General features: G+C 75.2%; 17 protein-coding genes. 1 reads left to right on the top strand and 16 read right to left on the bottom strand.

The features are described from left to right. Positions 1–50 precede the first annotated feature (50 nt). The 9 genes from AB0M18_RS25955 to mmuM form a co-directional block, all read right to left on the bottom strand. Positions 51–2,624, bottom strand: a complete 2,574-nt coding sequence (locus tag AB0M18_RS25955; protein WP_365761972.1) for a vWA domain-containing protein — start codon at positions 2,622–2,624, stop codon at positions 51–53. 7 nt (positions 2,625–2,631) lie between these two features. Next, entirely contained in the window at positions 2,632–3,207 is a 576-nt protein-coding gene (locus AB0M18_RS25960; protein WP_365761974.1) for a Pycsar system effector family protein, read from the bottom strand. Then, entirely contained in the window at positions 3,204–4,616 is a 1,413-nt protein-coding gene (locus AB0M18_RS25965) for a hypothetical protein (protein WP_365761976.1), read from the bottom strand. Before AB0M18_RS25965 ends, AB0M18_RS25960 begins: the two co-directional genes overlap by 4 nt. Continuing rightward, a complete protein-coding gene (locus tag AB0M18_RS25970) occupies positions 4,613–6,934 on the bottom strand; it encodes a hypothetical protein (protein ID WP_365761978.1) in 2,322 nt (773 codons plus the stop codon). Before AB0M18_RS25970 ends, AB0M18_RS25965 begins: the two co-directional genes overlap by 4 nt. Continuing rightward, on the bottom strand, positions 6,931–8,028 hold the full coding sequence (locus tag AB0M18_RS25975; protein ID WP_365761980.1) for a hypothetical protein: 1,098 nt from the start codon (positions 8,026–8,028) through the stop codon (positions 6,931–6,933). The genes AB0M18_RS25970 and AB0M18_RS25975 overlap by 4 nt, the downstream gene beginning before the upstream one ends. A gap of 131 nt (positions 8,029–8,159) precedes the next feature. Continuing rightward, complete coding sequence (locus tag AB0M18_RS25980; protein WP_365761982.1) at positions 8,160–8,885, bottom strand: Crp/Fnr family transcriptional regulator; 726 nt, start codon at positions 8,883–8,885, stop codon at positions 8,160–8,162. A 267-nt stretch (positions 8,886–9,152) separates the two neighbouring features. Next, positions 9,153–11,717 (bottom strand): polynucleotide kinase-phosphatase, encoded by a 2,565-nt coding sequence (locus AB0M18_RS25985; protein ID WP_365761984.1) that lies wholly within the window; start codon positions 11,715–11,717, stop codon positions 9,153–9,155. After that, complete coding sequence (locus AB0M18_RS25990) at positions 11,714–13,198, bottom strand: 3' terminal RNA ribose 2'-O-methyltransferase Hen1 (RefSeq protein ID WP_365761986.1); 1,485 nt, start codon at positions 13,196–13,198, stop codon at positions 11,714–11,716. The genes AB0M18_RS25985 and AB0M18_RS25990 overlap by 4 nt, the downstream gene beginning before the upstream one ends. Before the next feature lie 63 nt (positions 13,199–13,261). Then, positions 13,262–14,170, bottom strand: a complete 909-nt coding sequence (gene mmuM, locus AB0M18_RS25995; RefSeq protein ID WP_365761988.1) for a homocysteine S-methyltransferase — start codon at positions 14,168–14,170, stop codon at positions 13,262–13,264. 359 nt (positions 14,171–14,529) lie between these two features. Between mmuM and AB0M18_RS26000 the strand changes: the two genes are divergently transcribed. After that, positions 14,530–14,724, top strand: coding sequence for a hypothetical protein (locus tag AB0M18_RS26000; RefSeq protein WP_365761990.1), 195 nt, complete (start codon positions 14,530–14,532; stop codon positions 14,722–14,724). A 30-nt stretch (positions 14,725–14,754) separates the two neighbouring features. On the opposite strand, the gene AB0M18_RS26005 is transcribed toward AB0M18_RS26000, so the two are convergent. The 7 genes from AB0M18_RS26005 to AB0M18_RS26035 form a co-directional block, all read right to left on the bottom strand. After that, a complete protein-coding gene (locus AB0M18_RS26005; protein WP_365761992.1) occupies positions 14,755–15,264 on the bottom strand; it encodes a DUF6099 family protein in 510 nt (169 codons plus the stop codon). A 126-nt stretch (positions 15,265–15,390) separates the two neighbouring features. Then, positions 15,391–15,762, bottom strand: coding sequence for a nucleotide pyrophosphohydrolase (locus AB0M18_RS26010; protein ID WP_365761994.1), 372 nt, complete (start codon positions 15,760–15,762; stop codon positions 15,391–15,393). Continuing rightward, a complete protein-coding gene (locus AB0M18_RS26015) occupies positions 15,749–17,080 on the bottom strand; it encodes an ATP-binding protein (RefSeq protein ID WP_365761996.1) in 1,332 nt (443 codons plus the stop codon). Before AB0M18_RS26015 ends, AB0M18_RS26010 begins: the two co-directional genes overlap by 14 nt. 55 nt (positions 17,081–17,135) lie before the next feature. After that, entirely contained in the window at positions 17,136–17,558 is a 423-nt protein-coding gene (locus AB0M18_RS26020) for a cell division protein SepF (RefSeq protein WP_365761998.1), read from the bottom strand. A gap of 156 nt (positions 17,559–17,714) precedes the next feature. Next, positions 17,715–19,763 carry a calcium-binding protein gene (locus tag AB0M18_RS26025; protein WP_365762000.1) on the bottom strand — a complete coding sequence of 683 codons (2,049 nt, stop codon included), beginning with the start codon at positions 19,761–19,763 and terminating at the stop codon, positions 17,715–17,717. Positions 19,764–19,978: 215 nt separating this feature from the next. Beyond that, positions 19,979–20,341: a hypothetical protein gene (locus AB0M18_RS26030; RefSeq protein WP_365762002.1), complete on the bottom strand. Its 363-nt coding sequence runs from the start codon at positions 20,339–20,341 to the stop codon at positions 19,979–19,981. A gap of 2 nt (positions 20,342–20,343) precedes the next feature. Beyond that, on the bottom strand, positions 20,344–21,021 hold the full coding sequence (locus tag AB0M18_RS26035; protein ID WP_365762004.1) for a DUF5825 family protein: 678 nt from the start codon (positions 21,019–21,021) through the stop codon (positions 20,344–20,346). Positions 21,022–21,033: the final 12 nt, after the last annotated feature.

The raw sequence follows: 21,033 nt of genomic DNA on the forward strand, positions 1-21,033 counted from the left end.
TCGGTCGTGTGTGTCGGGCGTGGTCCGGTGCACCGAGCCGGTCCGGTGGGTCAGAAGTCCGGGTCCCAGGCGGGCGTCGTGGTGGGCGCGTTCGGGGCGTCGGGACCGTGCGGACCGCCCGTGGCGGGCGGCAGTGCGTCACCGACCGGGGCGGTTCCGCCGGTACGGCCCGGCCGCCCGGTGCGTCCGGTACGGGCCGGCCCGCCCGTACCGCCGCGGCGGGCCCCGGGCAGGAGCCGGCCGGCGGCCGGGATACGGCCGCGGGCAGCCGGGCGGCGGTCCCGTACGACGAGCTCGCACTCGTCCACGGCGACCGGCTGACCGGCGCGTATCGGCGTCTCGCGGCCCCGGTGCGGGCGGAACAGGAGCTCGCCCGCACCGGTCCGGCGCAGCCGGTGCGCGCCGCCGCCCCGGGAGCCCCGCCGCAGGGTGGGCGCGGCGCCGCGCGGCTGGTCGATGCCGAACGCGTACTCCCCGCCCGGGCTCTGCCCGGCGTGCACGACCAGCGTGTGCAGGACGAGACCGTCCCTGAGGAGTTCGATCCGCACCCCGGTCAGGTCCTTCGTCCTCCGGCCGACGGCGATGCGCACGGCGGCGACGGCGGCGAGCAGGACGAGCGCGACGGCCCCGCCGACGACGTACGGCCACCAGCGGTCCCACCAGGTCGGCGGCGCCTCGACGCGGACGTCGAGGAAGACGGCGTCGAGCTTGCTGTCGCCCCGCCCGGTGTCCAGGACGACGAGCCGGCCGGCGAGCGCGCCGAGCGGGGCGTCCCGGCCGACGGTGAGGGTGAACTCGGCGCGGGTGGCCGGACCGGGCTGGGCGACGACGGTCGCCGGGGCGACCGTGAGGCCGGACCCGGGCCCTGATCCGGCCCCCGGGCCTGTCCCGCCCGGTTCGTCTTCCAGGGCGAGGCGGAGGGTGTGCGGGGTGCTGTCGTGGTTGGTGAGGTCGACCCAGCCGTGCACGGTGTCGCCGGGGTGGACGGTGACCCGGTCGACGGAGACCTGCGCCTCCAGGAGCGGGGTGCCCTGGGGGACGGTGGTGTGGAAGGGGCGCCGGTCGGAGGTGACGCCGGGTGCGGACATGTCCGCGACGATGTCCAGATCGCCGGTGGCGGTGGCCGGCACGGTGAGCCGGCCGGTGAAGCGGACGTCCCCGGCCGCCCGGTCGGGCGCCTTGCCGTCGTCGGCGAGGCGGACGGTCACCGGGGCGAAGCCGCCGTCGCCGGTGAGCCGGGCGCTCACGGTGACGCCCTTCAGCTGGCGCGGGTCGGTGATGACGACCCCGCGCCGGGTCTGCATCCGCACCTCGACCACGGCCTCCTGGCCGGGACGCGGCGCGACCGGGTCGAGGACCACGGCGGACCGCAACCTGCCCTGCCAGATGGCCCGTACGGCGACCTCGCGGTCCCGGTGCCCCTCGGGGGCCTCGATGTGCACCCGCCAGCGGCCGGGCAGCGGGTTGCGGACGCGCAGCGCCTCGACCGGCCCGTCCGCGCCGCTGACCTCGAAGGACGAGCCGTCGGCGTCACCGCGCGTGGGCACCGGCCGGTTCGCCGGGTCGAAGTAGGTGACCCGCACCTTCGGGTCGTGCTTGGCCACGGTGAGGGAGCCGTCGGTGGCGATCGGCGGGATGGTCACGAACAGGTCGGCGGGCGGCTTGCCGACGGTGCCCTCCGCGACGCTGGCGCAGCGGGCGGCGGCGAAGGCGTCATGGAGCGCCTTGTCGATCTCGCCGGAACCGGCCACCACCCGCATCCGCGGTACGGCGCCGGGCACGTCGGAGCAGGCGCCCCGGTAGCCGCCCTCGGCCATCGCGGTGAGCGCGGCCCGGTCGATCTCGCCGCCGAAGCCCAGCGGCCAGATCTGCACCCCGGCGGCCCGGGCCCGGGCCAGCTCCTCGGTGAGCCGCTTCTCGCCGTTGGACTGGCGGCTGGGCGCGTCGGTGCCGTACTCGGGGCTGTCGCTGACGTCGAGCCGGCCGTCGGTCAGCAGGAAGACCACCTTGGGGGTCTTCGGCGCACCGGGGGTCTTCGCGGTGCCGGTGCCGCCCGGTGCGGCGGCCTCGGTGAGCCGGGTGACGGCCTGCCGGACGGCCGCCGGGAAGTCGGTGCCGGGGCCGAGCCGGGTCCGGTCGCGGTGGTTGAGCTGCTTGACGCAGTCGCTGAGCCGCTGGCGTCCGGCGGCGTCGACGACGGCGAGCGGGCACACCTCGTTGACCGGTGACTGGCCGGCCTTCTCGGAGCTGCCGAAGCCGATGACGGCGGCCCTGGAGCGCTCGGAGATCTCGCCCTGGCCGATCAGCGCGGCGGCCTCGGTCTCCCGGGCCAGGTCCTGGTCGGCCAGGCTCTCCGACTGGTCGACGAGGACGACGAAGTCGATCGGGTCGGCGCCCTCGGCGGGCTCGGCCGCGGTCACCCGCGCGGGCGCGGCGGACAGGGCGCCGGCCGGGCCGCCGAGCGGCCCGGTGACCACGAGCAGCGCGGCGGCGAGCAGCGGCCCGCCGGTCCTCAGGCCCAGGCCGAGGCGTCGCCGGAGGCCCGGGCGGGCGCTCGGGCGGGCGCTCTGGCGGTGGTTCTGTGACGGGGTGCGCCACGGCTTCGACAGCACGGTCACCTTCATGGTCGTGTCACCACAGTTCGCTGAGGAGGGCCAGGAGGGCGCCGAGCACGAGGGCGGCGACGCCCAGCCGCAGCCATCGGTACTTGGCGGCGAGGACGAGCCCGTGGACGCTCGCCTGGTCCAGGAGCCAGCCGGTGGCGTCCGGTCCGGCGGCCTCCAGGCGGGTGCGCAGCGCGTCCGCCGAGGTGCCGGAGACGAGCGTGCGCAGCAGGGTCCGTTCGGCGCCGGGCCGGGTGCGGGGCAGCACGACGGAGACGAGCATCAGCACCCCGGAGGTCCACAGCACCCCGGCGGTGACGAGCAGGACGCGGCCGGCGCCGCCGGGCAGCGGGCCGTGGTCGCGGGAGAAGACGATCGCGAGGAAGGCGAGCGCGCCGGAGAGCAGGATCGCCGCCTTGGTGTCGGCGCGTCCGATGTCCTCGCGGACGGTGGTCAGCAACTGCTCGGCCATCCGCCGCAGTTCGCCGGGCTGCGGCGGCTCGGCGAGACGGGCGGGTGCGGCGCTCACCGGGGGCGCGGGTACAGGTGTGGGGTCGGGTGTGGGGTCGGGTGCGGGGGCGGTGCCGCCGGTCGGGGTGCTCATTCGTCGTCCCAGTCGTCGAACGCGGCGCTCGGCCGGGAGCGGGGAGCGTCGTGCGGATCGGGGTCGTCGTACGGGTCGGGCCCGGACGCGGGCCGGACATCGGTCGGTTCGTAGACGCGCGGGTCCGGCGGCGCGTCCGGCACGGGCTCGTCGTCCCAGTTGGGCGCGGCGGGCTCGGGCCGGCCGCGCTCCAGGGCGCGCCGTCCCGTGTCCCGGTCGGCGTCCAGGACCTGTGAGGCGACGCCGCCGAGGATGGCGCCGGTGGCGCCGCGCAGGTGCTGGAGGACCTGGAACGCCTGCTCGTCGATCTCGTGGCGTTCCAGCACGCCGGCGTCCAGGAGCTTGGTGAAGACGGCGAGCAGGTCGGCCTGGCCCTCGCGCTTCTCGCGCTGGAGCTGGGTGCGGATCTCCCACTCCCGCTCGGGATCGCTCGCCATGTGGTGGGCGATCTGGGCCAGGTCGCCGCTGCGGAACACGGCCATCAGCGCCTCGGCGCGGGCCGCGATCCGCTTGCGCTCCCGCTCCTCCCGGCGCAGTTCGCGCTCGGCGACCCGGTCGTCCGACCCGATGGCCACCCTGGCCTGGTCGCCCCGGGCCAGTTCCTCCCGGGTCTGCTCGGCCAGGTCGAAGAAGACGTAGACCTGGGTGCGCAGTCCGATGTCACGGCCGATGACGAGCCGGCCCGAGGCCAGTTCGTCGCGGACGGCCTCGTCGGCGCGCTGGGCCTCGGTGAGCCGGAAGCGGCGGGACAGCGAGCGAAGCCCGTCGAGCAGGTCGTCGTGCAGCAGCTCGGCCACGTTCCACGCCTGTTCGCGGACGACCAGGTAGGGGTCCTCGACCTTCCACTGGACCCGGACCCGGACGTCGAACCAGGAACCGTCGCCGGCGGCGGGCAGCCGCAGCGCGAACTCGGTGATGTTGCGGCCCAGTTGCACCTCGAAGACGGTGTACGGGGGGCGCAGCAGAGGCTTGTCGACGTCCTCGGTCCGGTCCGGCCACATGACCCGGTGCCCACCGTTGCGGTAGAGCAGGACCGCCGCGATCTGTCCGCTGGTGCGGCGGTACGGCGGCGCGCTCTCGCGCAACAGCGGTCCGAGCGGTCCGGTGCCCGTGCTCTCCCCGGACAGGGCGCCGGGCCCGTCCGGAGCGGCACCCCCCGAGGCCCCGGGCTCCGGTCCGCCGCCCGCGGCCCGGGCGCGGGGCCGCCCCTGCCCGTACCGCTGTCCCTGGCCGGCGTTCTGGCGCCGCTCCGGTAAGGGCGCCTCACGTGGTCCGGCCCGGTCCTCGGCCGGGGTTCCGGCCTGGGGTCCTGCCTGGGGTCCCTGGATGCGGCGGACCCGCCGCTCGCGGCGCTCGCGCAGGCCGTCCGGCTCGCGGCGGCCCTGTCCCTCCGGGTACGGCCCGTTCATCGCTTCGCTCCTTCCGCGACGGCGTCCCACATACGGCGCGCCGCGCTCTTGTCCAGGGGCCGGTCCCGGTCCCGCACCAGGTCGTTGAGGAGCCCGCGGAGCCGGTCACGGTCGCGGCGCTCGACGGAGATCAGGGGCAGCAGCCCGCAGACGAGGTCGAGGGCGGTGGGGTCCTTGGCGGCGCGGCGCAGCAGACTGCCCAGTCCGTCGAGCGCGGCCTCCCCGGCCCTCGCGGTGGCGAGGCTGTGCCGCAGCAGTGCGCCGAGCACCGGCGCGAGGTCGGGCCGGGTCGCGAGGAGGGCGACCAGCAGGGGCCGGGCGGCGTGCTCGTCGAGCTCGGGAACGTCCCGCAGGCCCCACAGATAGGTGGTGCGGTTGGTGAGGCTCCTGATCACGACCAGGTGCACGAGGTTGGCCAGGCTCTGCCGCCCGTCGGTCAGCCAGCGCCGCATCCGGCGCAGCACCGGCTCGGGGTCGCCCGAGGCGAGCAGCCGGGTGACGCTGAAGGAGGCGGGCACGAGGACGTCGAAGTCGCTCGCCTCCCGCTCCCGGACGACCCGGGCGACGGCGTCGAGCGAGCCGCGCAGACCGCCGGCCGCGTACTCGTAGCCGTGGGTGAGCAACGCGGTGTCGCGGAGCTGCGGATCGTCGGATGCGGCCCAGTCCTTGACGGTGGCGGCGACGGCGGGCCGCACCTCGGGGTCGCGGGCCGCCTCGGCGAGGGCGGTCGCCGCCGCCATCCGGGCCACCGGGTCGTCCGTGCCGGCGAGCGGCGCGACCAGCTCGTGGTAGCCGTGGATCCAGTCCCAGGAGCAGAGCACCCCGGCCGCGATGGAGGCCCGCACCCACACCTCGGGGCGGGGGTCGTCGCACAGGCCGCGCAGCCAGCGGGCCACCGGTCCGCGCACGTTGTGATAGCCGTGCCAGACCTCGGCGAGCACGGCGGTGGCGAGCGCCGCGCCCTGGAAGCGGACGGCGCGCACCGGCACCTTGGCCCGGCCGAGGTCCAGCTCGCCGTCCTCCAGGACGGACCGGGCGAGCACCGGCCGGTGCTCGGCGTGGGTGCCGAACAGGCGGCGCCCCGCGGGGTGTTCGGGGTCGAGGGTGACGGCGAGCTCCCAGGTGAGGAGTTCGGCGGCCTCGGTGGCGATGCTGTACGCGGAGCCGTCGAAGACGGCCACGGCGATGCGGAAGGCGGCGGCGTTCAGCAGGGGCAGCGCCTCGGGCAGGGTGCCGGGCCGGTCGGCGCCCGCGAACCACTCGCGGGCCTGTCCCCGTACGAAGGAGGCGCACTCCGCGAGGAGCTGCTCGTCGGTGAGCGTGCCGCGGCTGTGTCCGGCGAGGTGGTCGGCGAGCCGGGCGGCCTCGCGCGGCCGCAGTTCCTCCAGGCCGAGGGCGGCGACCACGTCGGGGCGGACCGCGAGGGCCCGGGCCTCGGCCGTGGCCTCCTCGGGCGCCCCCTGCAACAGCAGGCGCAGATGGCGGTGGAGGACGTCGGCGGCGGGCGGCGGCGCGCAGTACATCCCGTACCGGCCGCGCAGCAGCCGGTCGGCGAGGTCGCCGTTCCCGACGACGATCACCGCGTAGCCGTCGACGCCGCGGAGGAGCTCGGCGAAACGGTCGAGGTGCAGTTCGGACAGGCGCGCCGGAGGGCGCCGGGCGGGTTCGCCGCGCTCGTCGCGGGCGCGGCGCCGCACGTCCTCGGCCCGCACGTCGTCCGGGCGGTGTTCGAGGAGGTGGCCGGCCTTCTCGTGGAGCGCGTCGGCGGTGATCTCGTCGACCCCGTGCCGGGGGTCGAGCCGGTAGACCCGCCGCTCGGTCTCCTCGGCGAGCAGCGCGAGCGCGGTGGCGGTGCGGCCGCTGCCCGGCTCACCGCACAGCACCAGGACGCGGTGGCTGCGCAGCCGTTCCTTCATGCGCTGGTAGCCGGCCGTCTCACAGTACACGTCGTCGAGGTGGTCCAGGGTCTCGGCGGGGACCGCGCCCTGCACGAAGTGCGGCCGGTCGCCGAGCAGGAGCTGGTAGCGGTCCCCGTAGTGGACGTGGGCGTCGCGGCCCGCGGCCGTGCGGTGGTCGCCGGGCGAGCCCTGCCCGAGGGATCGGCGCGCGGCGCGCGCGGTTCCGGCGCCGCCGGTGCTGCCCGCGCCGCCGAGCGGGATGCGGTCGGCCCCCTCGAAGGGGTTCGACTCCCGGGTCGTGTCGCCGGGCCCGCCGTCGCCCGTCGTCGGCGCCGTACCGGAGGCCGCCTGGGCCGGTTCGGCCTTGGGCTCCGCGTCGGGCGCCGCGCCGCCGCCGTGGTCGAGGTCGTCGTCGCTCATGCCCGCTCCTCCCGCCCGCCGTCCCGGTCGCCGTGACCGTCGCCGTCGCCGTACATGTGCTGCTCGTCCAGGTCGTCGGCGTCCGGGGCGTCGTCCCAGTCCGGCTCCCAGTCCTCCTCCGGGACGCCCTCCTCCGGGAGGTGGTCACCCGTGCGCCCGCGCGTGCCCCCGTCGCGCGCCCCGGGGGGCGCCGCCCCGTCCCGCCCGCCGCCCCGCGTCTCGTTGCGGATGCCGGTGAACGGGCCCTGGATCGTGGTGGCCTCGATCACCTGGATGTCGCGGCCCGCGGTGAAACTCCTGTTGCCCGAGGGGGCCTTGGGGGTCCTGCGTCCGTGCCCGGCCGAGCCGGGCGGTGAGCCGTCCCCCCGCGACGGCCCACCGCCGGTCTGTGGTGACCCGCCCGGCCGCCGCGGTCCGGCGGCGCGCGGGGCGCCGGCCAGGGCGGGCGGCTCGGGCAGGCCGGGCACGTGGAACCAGGCGTCCTCGTGGGTCTCCTTGGCGATCACCGCGGCCCGCCGGTAGCGGTCCGGCTCGACGAAACGGCCGCCCTCGACGACCACGTTCCGGTAGAGCGAGTCCGAGACGACGATCAGCAGATCGACCTCGGGGGCGTCCGTCATCACCTGGCGGGCGGGCGCGCTGTCGCAGAGCCGGCAGGCCAGGTCCACGGCCCGCCCGACGAGCCCGCGCCCGTCGTCGAGGACCAGACCGGCGTTCATGCCGACCCGCAGCCGCAGCCTTCCGCCCCCGCCGCCGCTCCCCGCTCCGCCTCCGCCGCCGTGGAGGGCGTTGTACGCGCGCAGGACGGCGTGCAGGGTGGCGATCCAGCGCCCGACCATGAGCGCCGGGGGCACGTCCGGGCGGAGCGCGGCGAGGATGCCGTCGCCGCGGTCCTCCTGGTGCACGGTGCCGGGCTCGACGCCGACCGAGGCGTACGCCTCTCCGAAGGCCTCGTACATGGCGGCCCGGACGAGCCGTTTCTCGTCCATGCCGAGGCGCCCGGAGCCGACGACGTCCCCGAAGACGACGAGCCGGTGGAGGGCACCCGCGCTCGCCCCCACATCCGCTCCCGTGCTGGCTCCCGTACTGGTCACTCGGACTCCTCTGATGTCGTTCAGGCGGTTCCGTGGTGCGGAGGTCAAGGGCCCTTGCCGCCCCGCGCCCTGGCCGTGGTGGTGGTCACGGATCCAGCGTGGCGGCTTTCACGCAAGGGCGATGTAGCCGTTTACACAGCCGGGGGTTGCTTGTCCGATGAATGCGCTCCGGGGTGTGCGCGCCCCTGCGCGAGCAGCGCGAGCAGGGGCATGTCGACGACGACCACGGTGCGTTGGGCGGTGCGGACGACCCCCTGCTCGCGCAGCAGCCGCAGCGCCTTGGCCACGGCTTCGCGGGTCGCTCCGATGGCCGCCGCCAGGTCGTGCTGGGGCAGTGGAAGTTCGAGCACGGTGCCGGACTCGGCGCGCCGACCGGCCCGTTCGGCGAGTTCGACGAGCCGGGCGGCGAGCCGCTGGAGGACGGTTTCAGAGGCCAGCGAGCGCCGCTCGACGTCGGCGCTGCGCAGTCGGGTGGCGAGCTGGCGCATGATCAGGGATGTGGCGTGCGGCCGGGCGGCGAGGAAGCGCCGGAACCGGTCGCCGGAGATGGCGACGGCCTCGACCCGGCCGAGCGCGGTGACGGTGGCGCTGCGCGGCCGGCGGTCGACGGCCGCGAGGTCGCCGACCACCTCGCCGGCCCCGCGCAGCGCCAGGATGAGCCGGGCGCCGCGTTCGGTGCCGACCGAGACGACCGACCAGCCGGAGAGCAGGGCGAGGACGTACGCGGTGGTGTCCCGCTCCCGGATCATGACGTCACCGGGTTCGTAGGTGCGCGCGGCGCCCTCCGCGAGCAGCGCGCGGCGGTCGGTCGCGGGGAGGGCATGGAGGAAGGACCGGTCCTGGCCGAAAAGACTCAACGGTCGCTCACACCCCCGCACGACTTCGCGCATTCGCGTGCTTGTTCCCACAGCAACGAGCAACCAGAGTCACATTGTTGACGCTGCGTCACTCCGTGGGGTGAAGAACGCTAGGCCCACCCGAAGAATCACGTCAACGCGGGTGGGGGCGGACACGAGGGGCGCAAGGGAGCGCTGATTTCCGCCCCCTTGCGCCCCCTGTGCCCTGCCTGTGACCGGCCGCTCGGAACCGTCGGCCGACCGGCTCGGAACCGTCGGCCGACCGGCTCAGAGCCGCGGGTCGACCGGCTCCGACTCCAGGGCGAGAACCGCGAACACGGCCTCGTGGACCCGCCAGAGCGGCTCCCCTGCGGCCAGCCGGTCGAGCGCCTCCAGGCCGAGCGCGTACTCGCGCAGGGCGAGCGAGCGCTTGTGGCCGAGGAACCGGTTCCGCAGCCGCTCCAGGTTGTCCGGACGGGTGTACTCCGGGCCGTAGATGATCCGCAGGTACTCCCGGCCGCGGACCTTGACGCCCGGCTGCACCGGCCGCCCGTCCTTGCCGGTGGCCACCGCCGCGAGCGGCTTGACGACCATGCCCTCTCCGCCGGCCGCGGTCAGCTCCAGCCACCAGTCGACACCGGCCCGTACGGAGGCCTCGTCGGCAGGGTCGACCACGAGCCGCCGGGTGACCTGGAGCAGTCCGGTCGGATCGTGCTCGACCAGCCGGTCGAGCCAGGCCAGCTGCCCGTCGTGCGGTACGGCGGCCAGCGAGCGCCCCCGCGCCGCGAGCACCTGGAACGGCGCGAACCGCACGCCCTCCAGGCCCTCGGTCGGCCAGCAGTAGCGCCGGTACGCGTCGGTGAACGCCGCCGCGTCCGCCGCCCGCTCCCGCTGCCGGCCGAGCAGCGCGTCCACGCCCGGCACCCCGCGTGCGGCCGCCTGTTCGAGCGCCCCCAGCGCGCCGGGGAAGACCGCCCGGGAGGCGGCGCCGACCGCCGCGTACTGCGAGCGGAGCAGACCGGCCGACTTCAGCGACCACGGCATCAGCTCGCCGTCGAGCAGCAGCCAGTCCGTGTCGAGCTCCTCCCACAGCCCGGCGGCGCCGATGGCCGCCCGCAGCCGCGCCAGGACCAGCTCGGTGGTCGCCCGGTCGTCGAAGAACGGGCGCCCGGTGCGGGTGTGCACGACGCCGGTCACCCCGTCGCCGGCGGCCACGCCGAATCGTTCCGTCGCCACCGCCGCGTCCTTGCAGACGAGCACGACGGCCCGCGACCCCATGTGCTTCTCCTCGCACACGACCCGCCCGACCCCGTCGGCCGCGTACTGCGCGAACGCCTCCGCCGGGTGCTCCAAGTAGCCTTCCGTCTTCGACGTCGCGGTCGGCGCCATGGTCGGCGGGAGGTAGGTGAGCAGCCGCGGGTCGACCGCGAAACGGCTCATGACCTCCAGGGCCGCCGCCGCGTTCTCCTCCCGCACGGCGACGTTGCCCATCAGCCGCGTCTCCACGATCCGGCGGCCGTGCACGTCGGCGAGGTCCAGCGGCCGGCCCTGGTGCCCGCCGGGCGCCTCCGGCGCGAGCGGCTTGGCCGGCTCGTACCAGACCCGCTCCGCCGGTACGTCGACGAGCTCGCGCTCCGGCCAGCGCAGCGCGGTCATCTTCCCGCCGAACACGGCACCCGTGTCGAGGCAGAGGGTGTTGTTGATCCAGGAGGTGTTCGGCACCGGGGTGTGGCCGTAGACCACAGTCGCCCGGCCCCGGTAGTCCTCGGCCCACGGGTAGCGCACCGGCAGCCCGAACTCGTCGGTCTCGCCGGTGGTGTCCCCGTACAGCGCGTGCGAACGCACCCGCCCCGAGGTCCGGCCGTGGTACTTCTCCGGCAGACCGGCGTGACAGACCACCAGCCGGCCCCCGTCGAGGACGTAGTGGCTGACCAGGCCGTCGACGAAGGCCGCGACCTCGGCCTTGAACTCCGCCGGCTCGCGCTCCAGCTGCTCGATCGTCTCGGCGAGTCCGTGCGTCTGCTGCACCGTGCGGCCGTGCAGCCAGCGTCCGAGCTTGTTCTCGTGGTTTCCCGGCACGCACAGCGCGTCCCCGGCCGCCACCATGCCCATCACGCGGCGCAGCACGCCCGGGCTGTCGGGGCCGCGGTCGACCAGGTCACCGACGAAGACGGCGGTCCGGCCCTCCGGGTGGTGCCCGTCCACGTAACCCAGCTTCGCGAGCAGCGTCTCCAGCTCGGAGCGGCAGCCGTGCACGTCGCCGATGATGTCGAACGGCCCGGTGAGGTGCCGCAGATCGTTGAACCGCTTCTCCAGGACGACCTCGGCCGTGTCCACCTCCGCCACGCTGCGCAGTACGTGCACCTTACGGAAGCCCTCGCGCTCCAGGCCCTTCAGCGAACGGCGCAGCTCGCGGCGGTGCCGCTGGATGACGTGGCCGGGCATGTCCGCGCGGTCGGGGCGGGCCGCGTTGCGCGCGGCGCACACGTTCTCGGGCAGGTCGAGCACGATGGCGATCGGCAGCACGTCGTGCTCGCGGGCGAGCCGCACGAGCTGCCGGCGCGCCTCGCGCTGCACGTTGGTGGCGTCCACGACGGTCAGGCGTCCGGCGGCGAGCCGCTTCCCGGCGATGTAGTGGAGGACGTCGAAGGCGTCCTTGCTGGCGCTCTGGTCGTTCTCGTCGTCGGCGACGAGCCCGCGGCAGAAGTCGGAGGAGACGATCTCGGTCGGCTTGAAGTGGCGCCGGGCGAAGGTCGACTTGCCGGAGCCGGTCGCTCCGACCAGGACCACGAGGGAGAGATCGGTGACGGGCAGGACGCGCCCGGTCTTCGGGGTGGTGGTGTCGTCGGTCATGCCGCGTCCTCCTTCGGGGTGTCGGTGGCGGTGGTTGCGGAGTCGATACGGGTGAAGGCGGCCATCTGCGTGGGCGGGCCGACCTCGGGGTCGTCCGGGCCGACCGGCAGGAGCGCGCACGTGTAGCCGTACCGCTCCCCCACGGCCGCCGCCCACTCCCGGAACTCGGCCCGGTTCCACTCGAAGCGGTGGTCGCTGTGCCGGGCGTGCCCAGCGGGCAGCGACTCCCAGCGCACGTTGTACTCGACGTTCGGGGTGGTCACGACCACCGTGCGGGGCCGGGCGGAGCCGAACACCGCGTATTCGAGTGCGGGCAGCCGCGGCAGGTCGAGGTGCTCGATCACCTCGCTCAGCACGGCCGCGTCGTAGCCGTTCAGCCGCTTGTCGGTGTACGTGAGGGAGCCCTGGAGCAGCTTCACGCGGGCTGCCTGCCGCTCGCCCATCCGCTCCAGGCGCAGCCGGCGCGCGGCGACCGAGAGAGCGCGGGCGGACACGTCCACGCCGACGACCTCGGTGAACCGCACGTCCTTGAGCAGCGCCTGCACCAGCTGGCCCTGGCCGCAGCCGAGGTCGAGCACGCGGGCGGCGTCGGCGGCGCGCAGCGCGGCGAGGATCGCCTCGCGGCGCTGCTCGGCGAGCGGCACCGGGCGTTCGTCGGTGTCGGTGGTCTCGTCGACGGCGTTGTCGACGTCCTCGACGTCCAGGCCGTCCGCCTCGGCGAGCCGGACCAGCTCCAGGCGTTCCGTCGCCTGCCGGGTCAGGCCCCAACGGCGGGACAGATAGCGGCTGGTGATGAGGGCGCGGTCCGGGTGGTCCGCGAGCCAGCCGTCACCGGCGCGCAGCAGCTTGTCCACCTCGTCCGGCGCGACCCAGTAGTGCTTGGCGTCGTCGAGCACCGGGAGCAGCACGTACAGCTGGTTGAGGGCGTCGGCGAGCCGCAGTTCGCCCTCCAGGACGAGCCGTACGTAGCGGGAGTCGCCCCAGGCCGGGAACTCCGGGTCGAGCACGACCGGTTCCGCGGTCACGCTCGTCCAGCCGAGCGGCCCGAACAGCCGGGTCACCAGCTCCGCGCCGCCCCTCGCGGGCAGCGCCGGCACCTCGATCCGCAGCGGCAGCGGCTCGGCGGCCCGCTCCGGCCGCGCGGCGCAGCTGCCGTGCAGGGCGCTCTTGAACACCTTGGCGAGCGCGACGGCGAGCAGCGAGGAGGCCGCGTACGGGCGGTCGTTCACGTACTGCGCGAGTGCCGCGTCCGGGGCGCCGCCCCGGCCCTTCCCCTTGCCGCGGCGCACCAGCGCCACGGGGTCCACATCGAGCAGCAGCACGGCGGTGCACCGCTCCGCGCCGGCCTCGGGGTAGAGGACGTGCGCGGTGCCGTGCGAGGTCGCGAAGGACTGCGCCTTGCCGGGATGCTTGTGCAGCAGAAAGCCCAGGTCGGTGGCGGGTTTCTCGACAGTGCCGGTGGTGCTGATCGTCAGGAACATGCGTTCAAGGATGACCTTTCGCGCCGCCCCGTCACAACGTATTTCGTGCCCGTCGGGGTCCTGCTACCGCTCCGTCGCGAGCTCGGCGGCCAGGGCGGCGACGGCGCCGGGACCGACGCGGCAGCAACCGCCGATGAGGCGGGCGCCGGCGGCGCGCCAGGCGGAGGTCGTGGCGGCGTCGAAGGTGGCGCCACCGTGCCAGCGGCGGGTGCCGGCGTCCCAGCGCTCGCCGCTGTTGGGGTAGACGACCACGGGCTTGCCGGTCACGGCGGCGGCGATCTCCACGGCGGGTCCGACGTCGTCCGGGTCGCAGCAGTTCACGCCGACCGCGACCACCTGGTCGAGCCCCTCGGCGAGCCCGAAGGCGGTCTCCAGGCGCTGCCCGGCCCGGGTGTGGACCCCGCTCACCGTGTACGAGAGCCACACCGGCACCCCGCACCGGCCGACGGCCCGCAGCAGCGCCTCGGCCTCGTCGGCGTCCGGCACCGTCTCCAGGGCCAGCAGGTCCGCGCCGGCCTCGGCGAGGACCTCGACGCGGGGCCGGTGGAAGCGCTCGAGCTCGGCCACCGAGAGCCCGTACCGCCCGCGGTACTCGCTGCCGTCGGCGAGCATCGCCCCGTACGGCCCGACGGAGGCGGCCACCCAGACCTCCCGCTCCGTCCGCCCGCCCGCCTCCCGGGCCAGCGCGACGCTGCGGTCGAGGAGCCGCGCCGTCTCCGCGTGCCCGAGGCCGCGCCGGGCGAAGCCCTCGAAGGTGGCCTGGTAGCTGGAGGTGATGAGCACCTGCGCCCCGGCCCGTACATAGGCGGCGTGCGCGGCCTCGATCTGCTGCGGCGCGTCTGCGAGCAGCCGCGCCGACCACAGGGCGTCGGACAGGTCGCAGCCCTGCGCCTCCAGCTGGTTGGAGAGCCCGCCGTCGAGGACGACCGTGCCCTCGGCGAGGGCGGCGGCCAGCGTGCGTTCGGGTCTCATCGGCTCACCCCAGCGACCTCGTCCCCTGCGCGGAAGCCGCCCGGACCACGGCTCCCACCTGCACCGTACCCCCGCCCGCCCGCCGTCCACCCTCCTGTCAGTCCGCGGCCCGACCCGCGGCCCGGCCGGCCGGCCGCCCGTCAACCGATTCGTCAGCGAATGATCTCCACCGGCACGGTCGGGTGAATATCCGCCCACGGGACGGGCGGCGTCCGGCCGGGCCAGTGACCGGGGCCCGGCGGGCGTCGTTGGCTCGGGCGGAGCCGGACCGCCCGGCCCGCGTGCCGGCGGCCGTTGCCGGTGCGTCGCTCTCTTGTGGCCCTCTCCGTAGCGAGGGGCCCCGGGCCGAGGAGGCCGCCATGTCCCAGGAAGCCGCGCCGGAGCAGCCCCTGCCGTCGCAGGGGCCGTCGGGTGGCGCCCCGAAGGGGCTGCTGCAGCAGATGGAGGAGCTGATGGCGGCCCTGACCGCCGATCTCTCCCAGCTCGACGCCGACCTCCAGTCCTCGGCCGCCGCCCACCCCGCGCCGCCACGGACCGAGGACACCCCGGCCTGAATGGCCCCGGGCCCGACGGCCGGCCTTCGCTCAGCGCGGGCCCGGAGCCGGGCCCGCACGGCCGCGGGCGGGGTCGGGCGGGCGGTCCCGCTCGCGCTCGGCCTCCCGCGCGGCGAGGCGGCGGAGCATGGCACGCACCCGGTCGCCCGCCTCGTCGGCGGCGTCGATGGCCTCGATGCACTGCCAGTAGAGCCCCTCCTCGTCGGTGGCGCAGGCCACGCCGACCAGGGCGATGCCGACCTCGCCCAGGAGCGCGGCAAGCGCGGTCAGGGCCGCGCGGGTGTCCCCGACACCGGTGAGCTGCGCGGCGCGCGGCCCGCCGGTGCGGAGGGCGGGGTGCTCCACCGCTCCACGTCCGCCCACCGTCTCGCTCAGTCCCCGTGCCTCGCTGCGCAGCTCCATCGGCCCGCAGAGCGCGAGCCGGCTCCCTATCGCCTGGGCGAGGACCTGGGCCTGCCAGGCCTCCGCCACGATGTCGAGCGCCACCTGGCTTTCGGCCAGCGCGTGCCGCCCCGTCGCGATCAACCTCTCCGCATCCATCAACGCCGCCCCCGTTCCCCTGACTTACCGCTCACTCATTCCATTACCCAGCGTGAGGCGACCTGAGCCCGAACACCAGGGGAATTCGGAAATCTGTGGACAGGAATCTCGTTGGGGAGAACTCGATCACTCCGAAGAGTGACGATCGGTGTCGTCGGCGGGCCCTGACCGCCCCCGACGGGCCGGAAAACGCAGCTCGTTGCGGTCGATCTTGGCCGAGAGCGCCTCCAGCGGATCGATCCCGGACACCTCGCAGAACTGCAGCAGATAGGCGAGGACGTCGGCGACCTCGTCGCGGACCCGGTGCGCGCGCTCCGGGTCCGCCATCACGCGCCCGGCCTCCTCGGGCGTCAACCACTGGAAGATCTCCAGGAGTTCGGCGGCCTCGACGCTCAGCGCCGCGGCCAGGTTCTTCGGCGTGTGGTACGGCTGCCAGTCGCGGGCGGCGGCGAACTCCGCGAGGCGGCGCTGCAGGCCGGGCACATCATGTTCGGTCACGCCCCAGGTCTACCACCGTCAGACCCGGCACCTCCGGCACACCCGTCCCACCCCGCTCACCCACGACCCGCTCACCCACGACCCGCTCCCCTTCAACCCGCTCCCCCACGGTCGCCACGAGCCGCATGTGGCCGGACCCGCAGATCTCCCCGGCCAGGGCGAGCAGGGCGCGCACCTGCCGGCTGTCGAGTCCGCGGTCGAGTCCGTCGGCGAGGACGGTGAGGGTCTGCATGGCCTGCGGGACCTCGTCGACCGGGTCCACGGTGAGCACCGCGGGCCCGGTGAGCAGGACGAGCCCGAGGGCGAGGTAGCGCAGTTCGCCCTCGCCGAGGCGGCCGAACGGGGTGGCCGGGGACGCCCCGTGGGCGGCGCGCTCCAGGACGGCCCGGACCAGGGAGCCGTCCACCGACTCCCGTAAACCGAGACCGGTGACCGGACCCGCGCAGCCCGCGGCGGCGAACGCGGCGAGCCGGGCGTGCCGGCGGGGGCATTCGTTGGCGGTGCGGTGCAGCACTTCGGCGAGGTTGCGGCAGTCGCGGCGCAGCCGGCCGGCGCTCGCTCCGATCGGCACGGGTTCGCGCATCGTGTGCGGCCGCGGGTCGCAGGGGAAGACCGACCGCAGTCCGACGACGACCTGTTCGGCGGCGGCGAGGACGTCGCGCTGGCCCTTGGTCTTCCCCGCGACGCGCAGCGGGAGGAGTGCGGTGGCCAGGAGGTCGTCGGGGAGCGGGGCGCGGGTGACCGGTGTGCTGCCCGCGGTGTGCCACTCGGCGTGGACGGTGCCGCGCCCGGGATCGCGCAGCGCGGTGGCGAGGAGGGTGCGGCCCCGGCCGGTGAGGCGTTCGCCGGCGATCCGCAGGGCGGGTTCGACCTGTACGGCGAGGTCGAGTGCGACGGGTCCGGCCGGCCCGTCGACGGTGCAGCCGATGCGGAATCCGCGCCGCCCCTGCCCGTCGGGCCGGGACCGTTCGGGGACGTGGTCGGCGGCGTCGGGCAGGGCCTCGGCGAGACCGGCGCCGGAGGCGAGACACGCGAGTGCCTCGTACGCGCGCAGGGCGGTGCTCTTGCCGCTGCCGCTCGGCCCCCGCAGCAGGGTGACCGGGCCGAGCGGCAGCACGGTGCCGCGGTGCGGTCCGAAGGCGGAGAGCCGCAGTTCGGTGAGGGAGGGCCGGGCGGGGGCGGAGGCGGGGAGCGGGACGGTGGCCCTCGTGGCCCGGTCCGGGCCGCGGGTCCGCCCCTGCGAGGGGACGAACCCGGACACCCGGACCTCGGGGTGGTACGCGCGGTCGGGGGCGGTGCCGCCCGTGGTGGTCGTCATGCCCGGACCGTACGCAGCCGCCCGTACGCCGAACCGTTACGGCTGAACGGTCTTCCTACGAACGGGGGACCGCCCCCGCCTCCATGTCCTCGGCGTTCTCGTCCGCGGAGCCCTCGACCTCGGTGCCGGCCGGGGCGAGCAGGAAGACGTTGCGGTCGACCCGGTGCATGCCGCTGCCGAGTCCGAAGACGACACCGCTGCTGAAGTCGAGGATGCGCTTGGCGACCTCGGTGTCCGCGCTCGTGAGGTCGAGCAGGACGGGGATCTGGGCGATGAGGTACTCGGCGACCTCGCGGGCGTCGGCGAACACCTGGACCCGCAGCACGACCATGCGGCGCTGTTCGGCGGCCCCGTACTGGTCGGGGATCGTGCGGTGGTCGACCCTGGACGGCCATTCGTCCCGGCCGCGCAGGGGCACCACCTGTGCCAGGCCCTCCCACTGCTCGTCGGTGACGTCGTACCTCTCGTACCTACTCATGCGCCCATCCTCCCGTTACTCACCCGTTCGGCCCAACACCGACACGAACCGTCTCACCCGTTCGCACGCGGCCGCTTCATGATCTCCCGCCGGTCCGGACGCGCGGCGGCCCCCGGTCCGCGAGCACGGACCGGGGGCCGCCGTCGGGCACGGGGGTCAGGGGCAGCTGACGCGGGTGTCGCCGGGGTCGGTGGTGCAGGTGTCGGTGCCGTAGCCGCCGTTGGCGGTGTCGTTGCCGGAGACGCCGTCGGTGGTGGTGAGGCGGTCGTTGCCGTAGTAACCGGTCAGGGTGTCGTTGCCCTGGTTGCCGTTCAGGGTGTCGTCGCCGAAGCCGCCGTCGATGTTGTCGTTGCCGAAGCCGCCGTGCACGGTGTCCGTGCCGTATGTGGCGCGGACGGTGTCGTTGCCGCTGAGCGCGCAGATCACGTCGTTGCCGTACGTACCGGTGAGGGTGTCCGTGCCGCTGGTGCCGACGATGGTGCAGCCGCGGGCGTTGTTCACCGAAGTCGTCGCGGCGGCCGTGTTGTCGCCGCCGGCCGGGTCCTGCTCGGTGGCGCTCGCGGTGGCCGTCTGGGTGAGGGTGCCGGTGGTGCGGGGCTCGGCGGTCACGGTGACGGTGGCGCTCGCGCCGGCGGCGAGCGAGCCGAGGGCGCAGGTGGCGCCGGTCGCGGCGGTGGTGCAGCCGCCCTGCGAGGGGGTGGCGGAGATCAGGGTCGCGCCGGCGCCGGAGAGGGCGTCGGTGAGGGTGACCCCGGTGGCCGTGGCGGTGGAGCTCGCCGCGTTGGTGACGGTCACGGTGTACGTGGCGCGGTCGCCGATGCTGACGGCGGCGGGGCCGGTCTTGGTGACCGCCAGGTCGGCCTGCGGGGTCGGCGGCGGGGGCGGCGGGGTGCCGTCGCCGCCCTGGTAGCGGGCGAGGGCGAGGGCGTAGCCGGCACCGTAACCGGCGGCGACGATCTTGCCGTCGGGCTGGACGAGCACGCCGCGCGCCTCGTCGAAGTCGCCGAAGCCGGTGACCGCGAAGCCGTCGCCCGCGAAGCCGGTGTCGACGGTGCCGTCGGCGTTGAAGCGGGCCACGCCGAAGTCGTTGGCCTCGGCGCTGTTCGGGTCGTCGGCCAGGCCCGCGACCACGATCCTGCCGTTGGACTGGAGGGCCAGGGCGTTCGCCTGGCCGCCGTCGCCGGGGAAGGCCGCCGAGGTGCGGCCGCCGGTGCCGAAGCCCGCGTCGGCGGTGCCGTCGGCGTTGTAGCGGAGCAGGGCGACTCCGGCGCCGCCGGAGCCGGCGGCGACGATCTTGCCGTCGGACTGGACGGCGACGGCGTTGCCGAACTCGGTGCCGCCGAAGTCGGCGGTCACCATGCCGTCGCCGCTGAAGGCGGTGTCGAGGCTGCCGTCGGTGTTGTAGCGGGCGAGGCCGATGTCGAAGGCGGTGTTGCCGACGTAGCCGACGGACACGACCTTGCCGTCGGGCTGTACGGCCATCCGGCGGGCGATGCCGCCGGCGTCCTGCGGTGAGGCCGGGGTGAAGCCGGCGACGATCGCGCCGTCGCCGCCGAGGCTCGGGTCGAGGCTGCCGTCGGCGTTGAGGCGGACCAGCGCGAAGCCGCCGCCACCGCCCTTGCCCGCGGCGACGATCCGGCCGTCGGGCAGCAGGGCGACGTCGGCGCCGTCGGCGGAGCCGCCGAACTCGTCGACCCGTACGAGCCCGGCGTCGCCGAATCCGGCGTCGAGCGAGCCGTCGGCGTTGTAGCGGGCCACCGAGAAGAAGCAGCAGCCGCCCTCCTCGCCGGGCACCTCGGTGGTGCCGGCCACCACGATCTTGCCGTCCGGCTGGACGGCGACGCCGTTGGCGGAGTGGGTGCCACCGCCGAAGTCGCTGGTGGCGATGCCGTCGCCGGCGAAGGTGGGGTCGAGGGCGCCGTCGCCGTCGTAGCGGGCGAGGACGAAGCCGGCCTCGCCGGCGCCGGCGACGACCAGTTTGCCGTCGGGCTGCTGCGCGAGGTCGTGGCCCTCCGCGTAGCCGGTGACGGGCGTCGTGACCCGGCCGTCGGCGCCGAAGGAGGGGTCCAGGTCACCGGGTGCCGCGAGCGCGGCGCCGGGCAGGAGGAGGGCGGTCGCCAGGCCGAGGGCGACCAGGGCCGCGGCCCTGGTGGTGCCCGGTCGGCGACGCCGGTGCGCCGGCCTCGGGTGTGGGTGGGGGGTCATGCGCGTACGAACCTCCGTCTCGCGGCGGACTGGGAAGCACCCACACCTTCCTGACTCGCCCTCCGCCGCCCCGCCGGCCGTGCCGCGCTGCGTCCCACTGGCCCCGCCCGTTCCACTCCCGGGAGGGAGCGCGCGAAACCCCCGTCCGCGCCAGCCAGGCAGGCGACGCAGACGGGGGCGGGGCGCGGCGGGGGCCGTGCGGCGGGCCGTGGTCCCTAGGTGACGGTCTCCGGGTCCGTCGCGGGCGCGTCCTCGAAGGCGCGGCCGACGCCCGCGAACGACTCGATCACGCTGATGCCCTCCGCGATCGCCTCGACGGCGAAGACGCTCGTGGTCGTCGGCGGGTAGCCGATGAGTTCGATGGCCCGGCTGACCGACAGCGGGTTCTGCATGTCGACGCCGTCCCAGAGGTACACCGCCCCCCAGTAGCCCTTCTCGGCGTCCGCGAACCAGGTCTTCAGCCGCATTCCCCTGAGCGTGGAGAACGCGTCCACCGCGTAGTCGCGCAGGTACTCGCGCAGGCTCTCGACCGTCGCGGTCGAGTTCTTCAGGTTCCAGAGCACGATGCTGACGTACATGCTCACACCTCCCAGGACGGCGAGGCCCAGCGCCGCAGTCGGTACGGCGCCCACCAGACGCCGTCGCCGATCCGGACGACCAGGCGGTGCTTCTCGAACACCGCCATCGCCGTGGCCGGCACGGAGTCCGCTCCGCGGTCGGCCGCCAGCGCCTCGACGGCGGAGACGTGGACGTCGTCCGAGACCGTGAGCCGGCGCAGACCGGAGTGGCGCCGGTCCCGGATCTGCAGGAATCCCGGGCCCCGGCGGAAGAAGCACCTTCCCACGTGGTACCTGGCCCGCCAGATGCGCAGCGCCTCGGCACCGCGCGGCCCCTCCAGGACCGACGGGGGGAAGAGATGGCTGTAGACCCACCACTCGGGACCTTCCGGCGCCGTCATCTCCGCCCGCCAGTCCACCTCCACGCCGTAGCTGGTGAGATCGCGGATGAAGGAGAGCACCGGGATGACGTGCTCCGTCCCCGGTCGTCCCCCGAGATCGACGAGCGGCTCGATCGACACGAACCGCACGCCGGACTCGTAGATCCGGCGCGCCTCGTCCGCGATGTCCCCGCCGAGCACACGGTCGCCGAGGTGCATGTCCGGCAACGCGCGTACGGACGCGGCACCGTGGCGCCACATGCTGAACCGCACGTCGAACCCGTTGCCGGGAAGGGTCGCGGCATCGTTCGTCGTCTGCATGGCAGCCTCGCT

It is taken from the genome of Streptomyces sp. NPDC051909, from assembly GCF_040681095.1.
In the GTDB taxonomy this organism is placed as follows: Bacteria; Actinomycetota; Actinomycetes; order Streptomycetales; family Streptomycetaceae; genus Streptomyces.

Coding starts and splice junctions, on each gene's coding strand:
- AB0M18_RS25955 (WP_365761972.1), bottom strand. CDS start 2,624: ATGAAGGTGACCGTGCTGTCGAAGCCGTGGCGCACCCCGTCACAGAAC.
- AB0M18_RS25960 (WP_365761974.1), bottom strand. CDS start 3,207: ATGAGCACCCCGACCGGCGGCACCGCCCCCGCACCCGACCCCACACCC.
- AB0M18_RS25965 (WP_365761976.1), bottom strand. CDS start 4,616: ATGAACGGGCCGTACCCGGAGGGACAGGGCCGCCGCGAGCCGGACGGC.
- AB0M18_RS25970 (WP_365761978.1), bottom strand. CDS start 6,934: ATGAGCGACGACGACCTCGACCACGGCGGCGGCGCGGCGCCCGACGCG.
- AB0M18_RS25985 (WP_365761984.1), bottom strand. CDS start 11,717: ATGACCGACGACACCACCACCCCGAAGACCGGGCGCGTCCTGCCCGTC.
- AB0M18_RS25990 (WP_365761986.1), bottom strand. CDS start 13,198: ATGTTCCTGACGATCAGCACCACCGGCACTGTCGAGAAACCCGCCACC.
- mmuM (WP_365761988.1), bottom strand. CDS start 14,170: ATGAGACCCGAACGCACGCTGGCCGCCGCCCTCGCCGAGGGCACGGTC.
- AB0M18_RS26000 (WP_365761990.1), top strand. CDS start 14,530: ATGTCCCAGGAAGCCGCGCCGGAGCAGCCCCTGCCGTCGCAGGGGCCG.
- AB0M18_RS26005 (WP_365761992.1), bottom strand. CDS start 15,264: ATGGATGCGGAGAGGTTGATCGCGACGGGGCGGCACGCGCTGGCCGAA.
- AB0M18_RS26015 (WP_365761996.1), bottom strand. CDS start 17,080: ATGACGACCACCACGGGCGGCACCGCCCCCGACCGCGCGTACCACCCC.
- AB0M18_RS26020 (WP_365761998.1), bottom strand. CDS start 17,558: ATGAGTAGGTACGAGAGGTACGACGTCACCGACGAGCAGTGGGAGGGC.
- AB0M18_RS26025 (WP_365762000.1), bottom strand. CDS start 19,763: ATGACCCCCCACCCACACCCGAGGCCGGCGCACCGGCGTCGCCGACCG.
- AB0M18_RS26030 (WP_365762002.1), bottom strand. CDS start 20,341: ATGTACGTCAGCATCGTGCTCTGGAACCTGAAGAACTCGACCGCGACG.
- AB0M18_RS26035 (WP_365762004.1), bottom strand. CDS start 21,021: ATGCAGACGACGAACGATGCCGCGACCCTTCCCGGCAACGGGTTCGAC.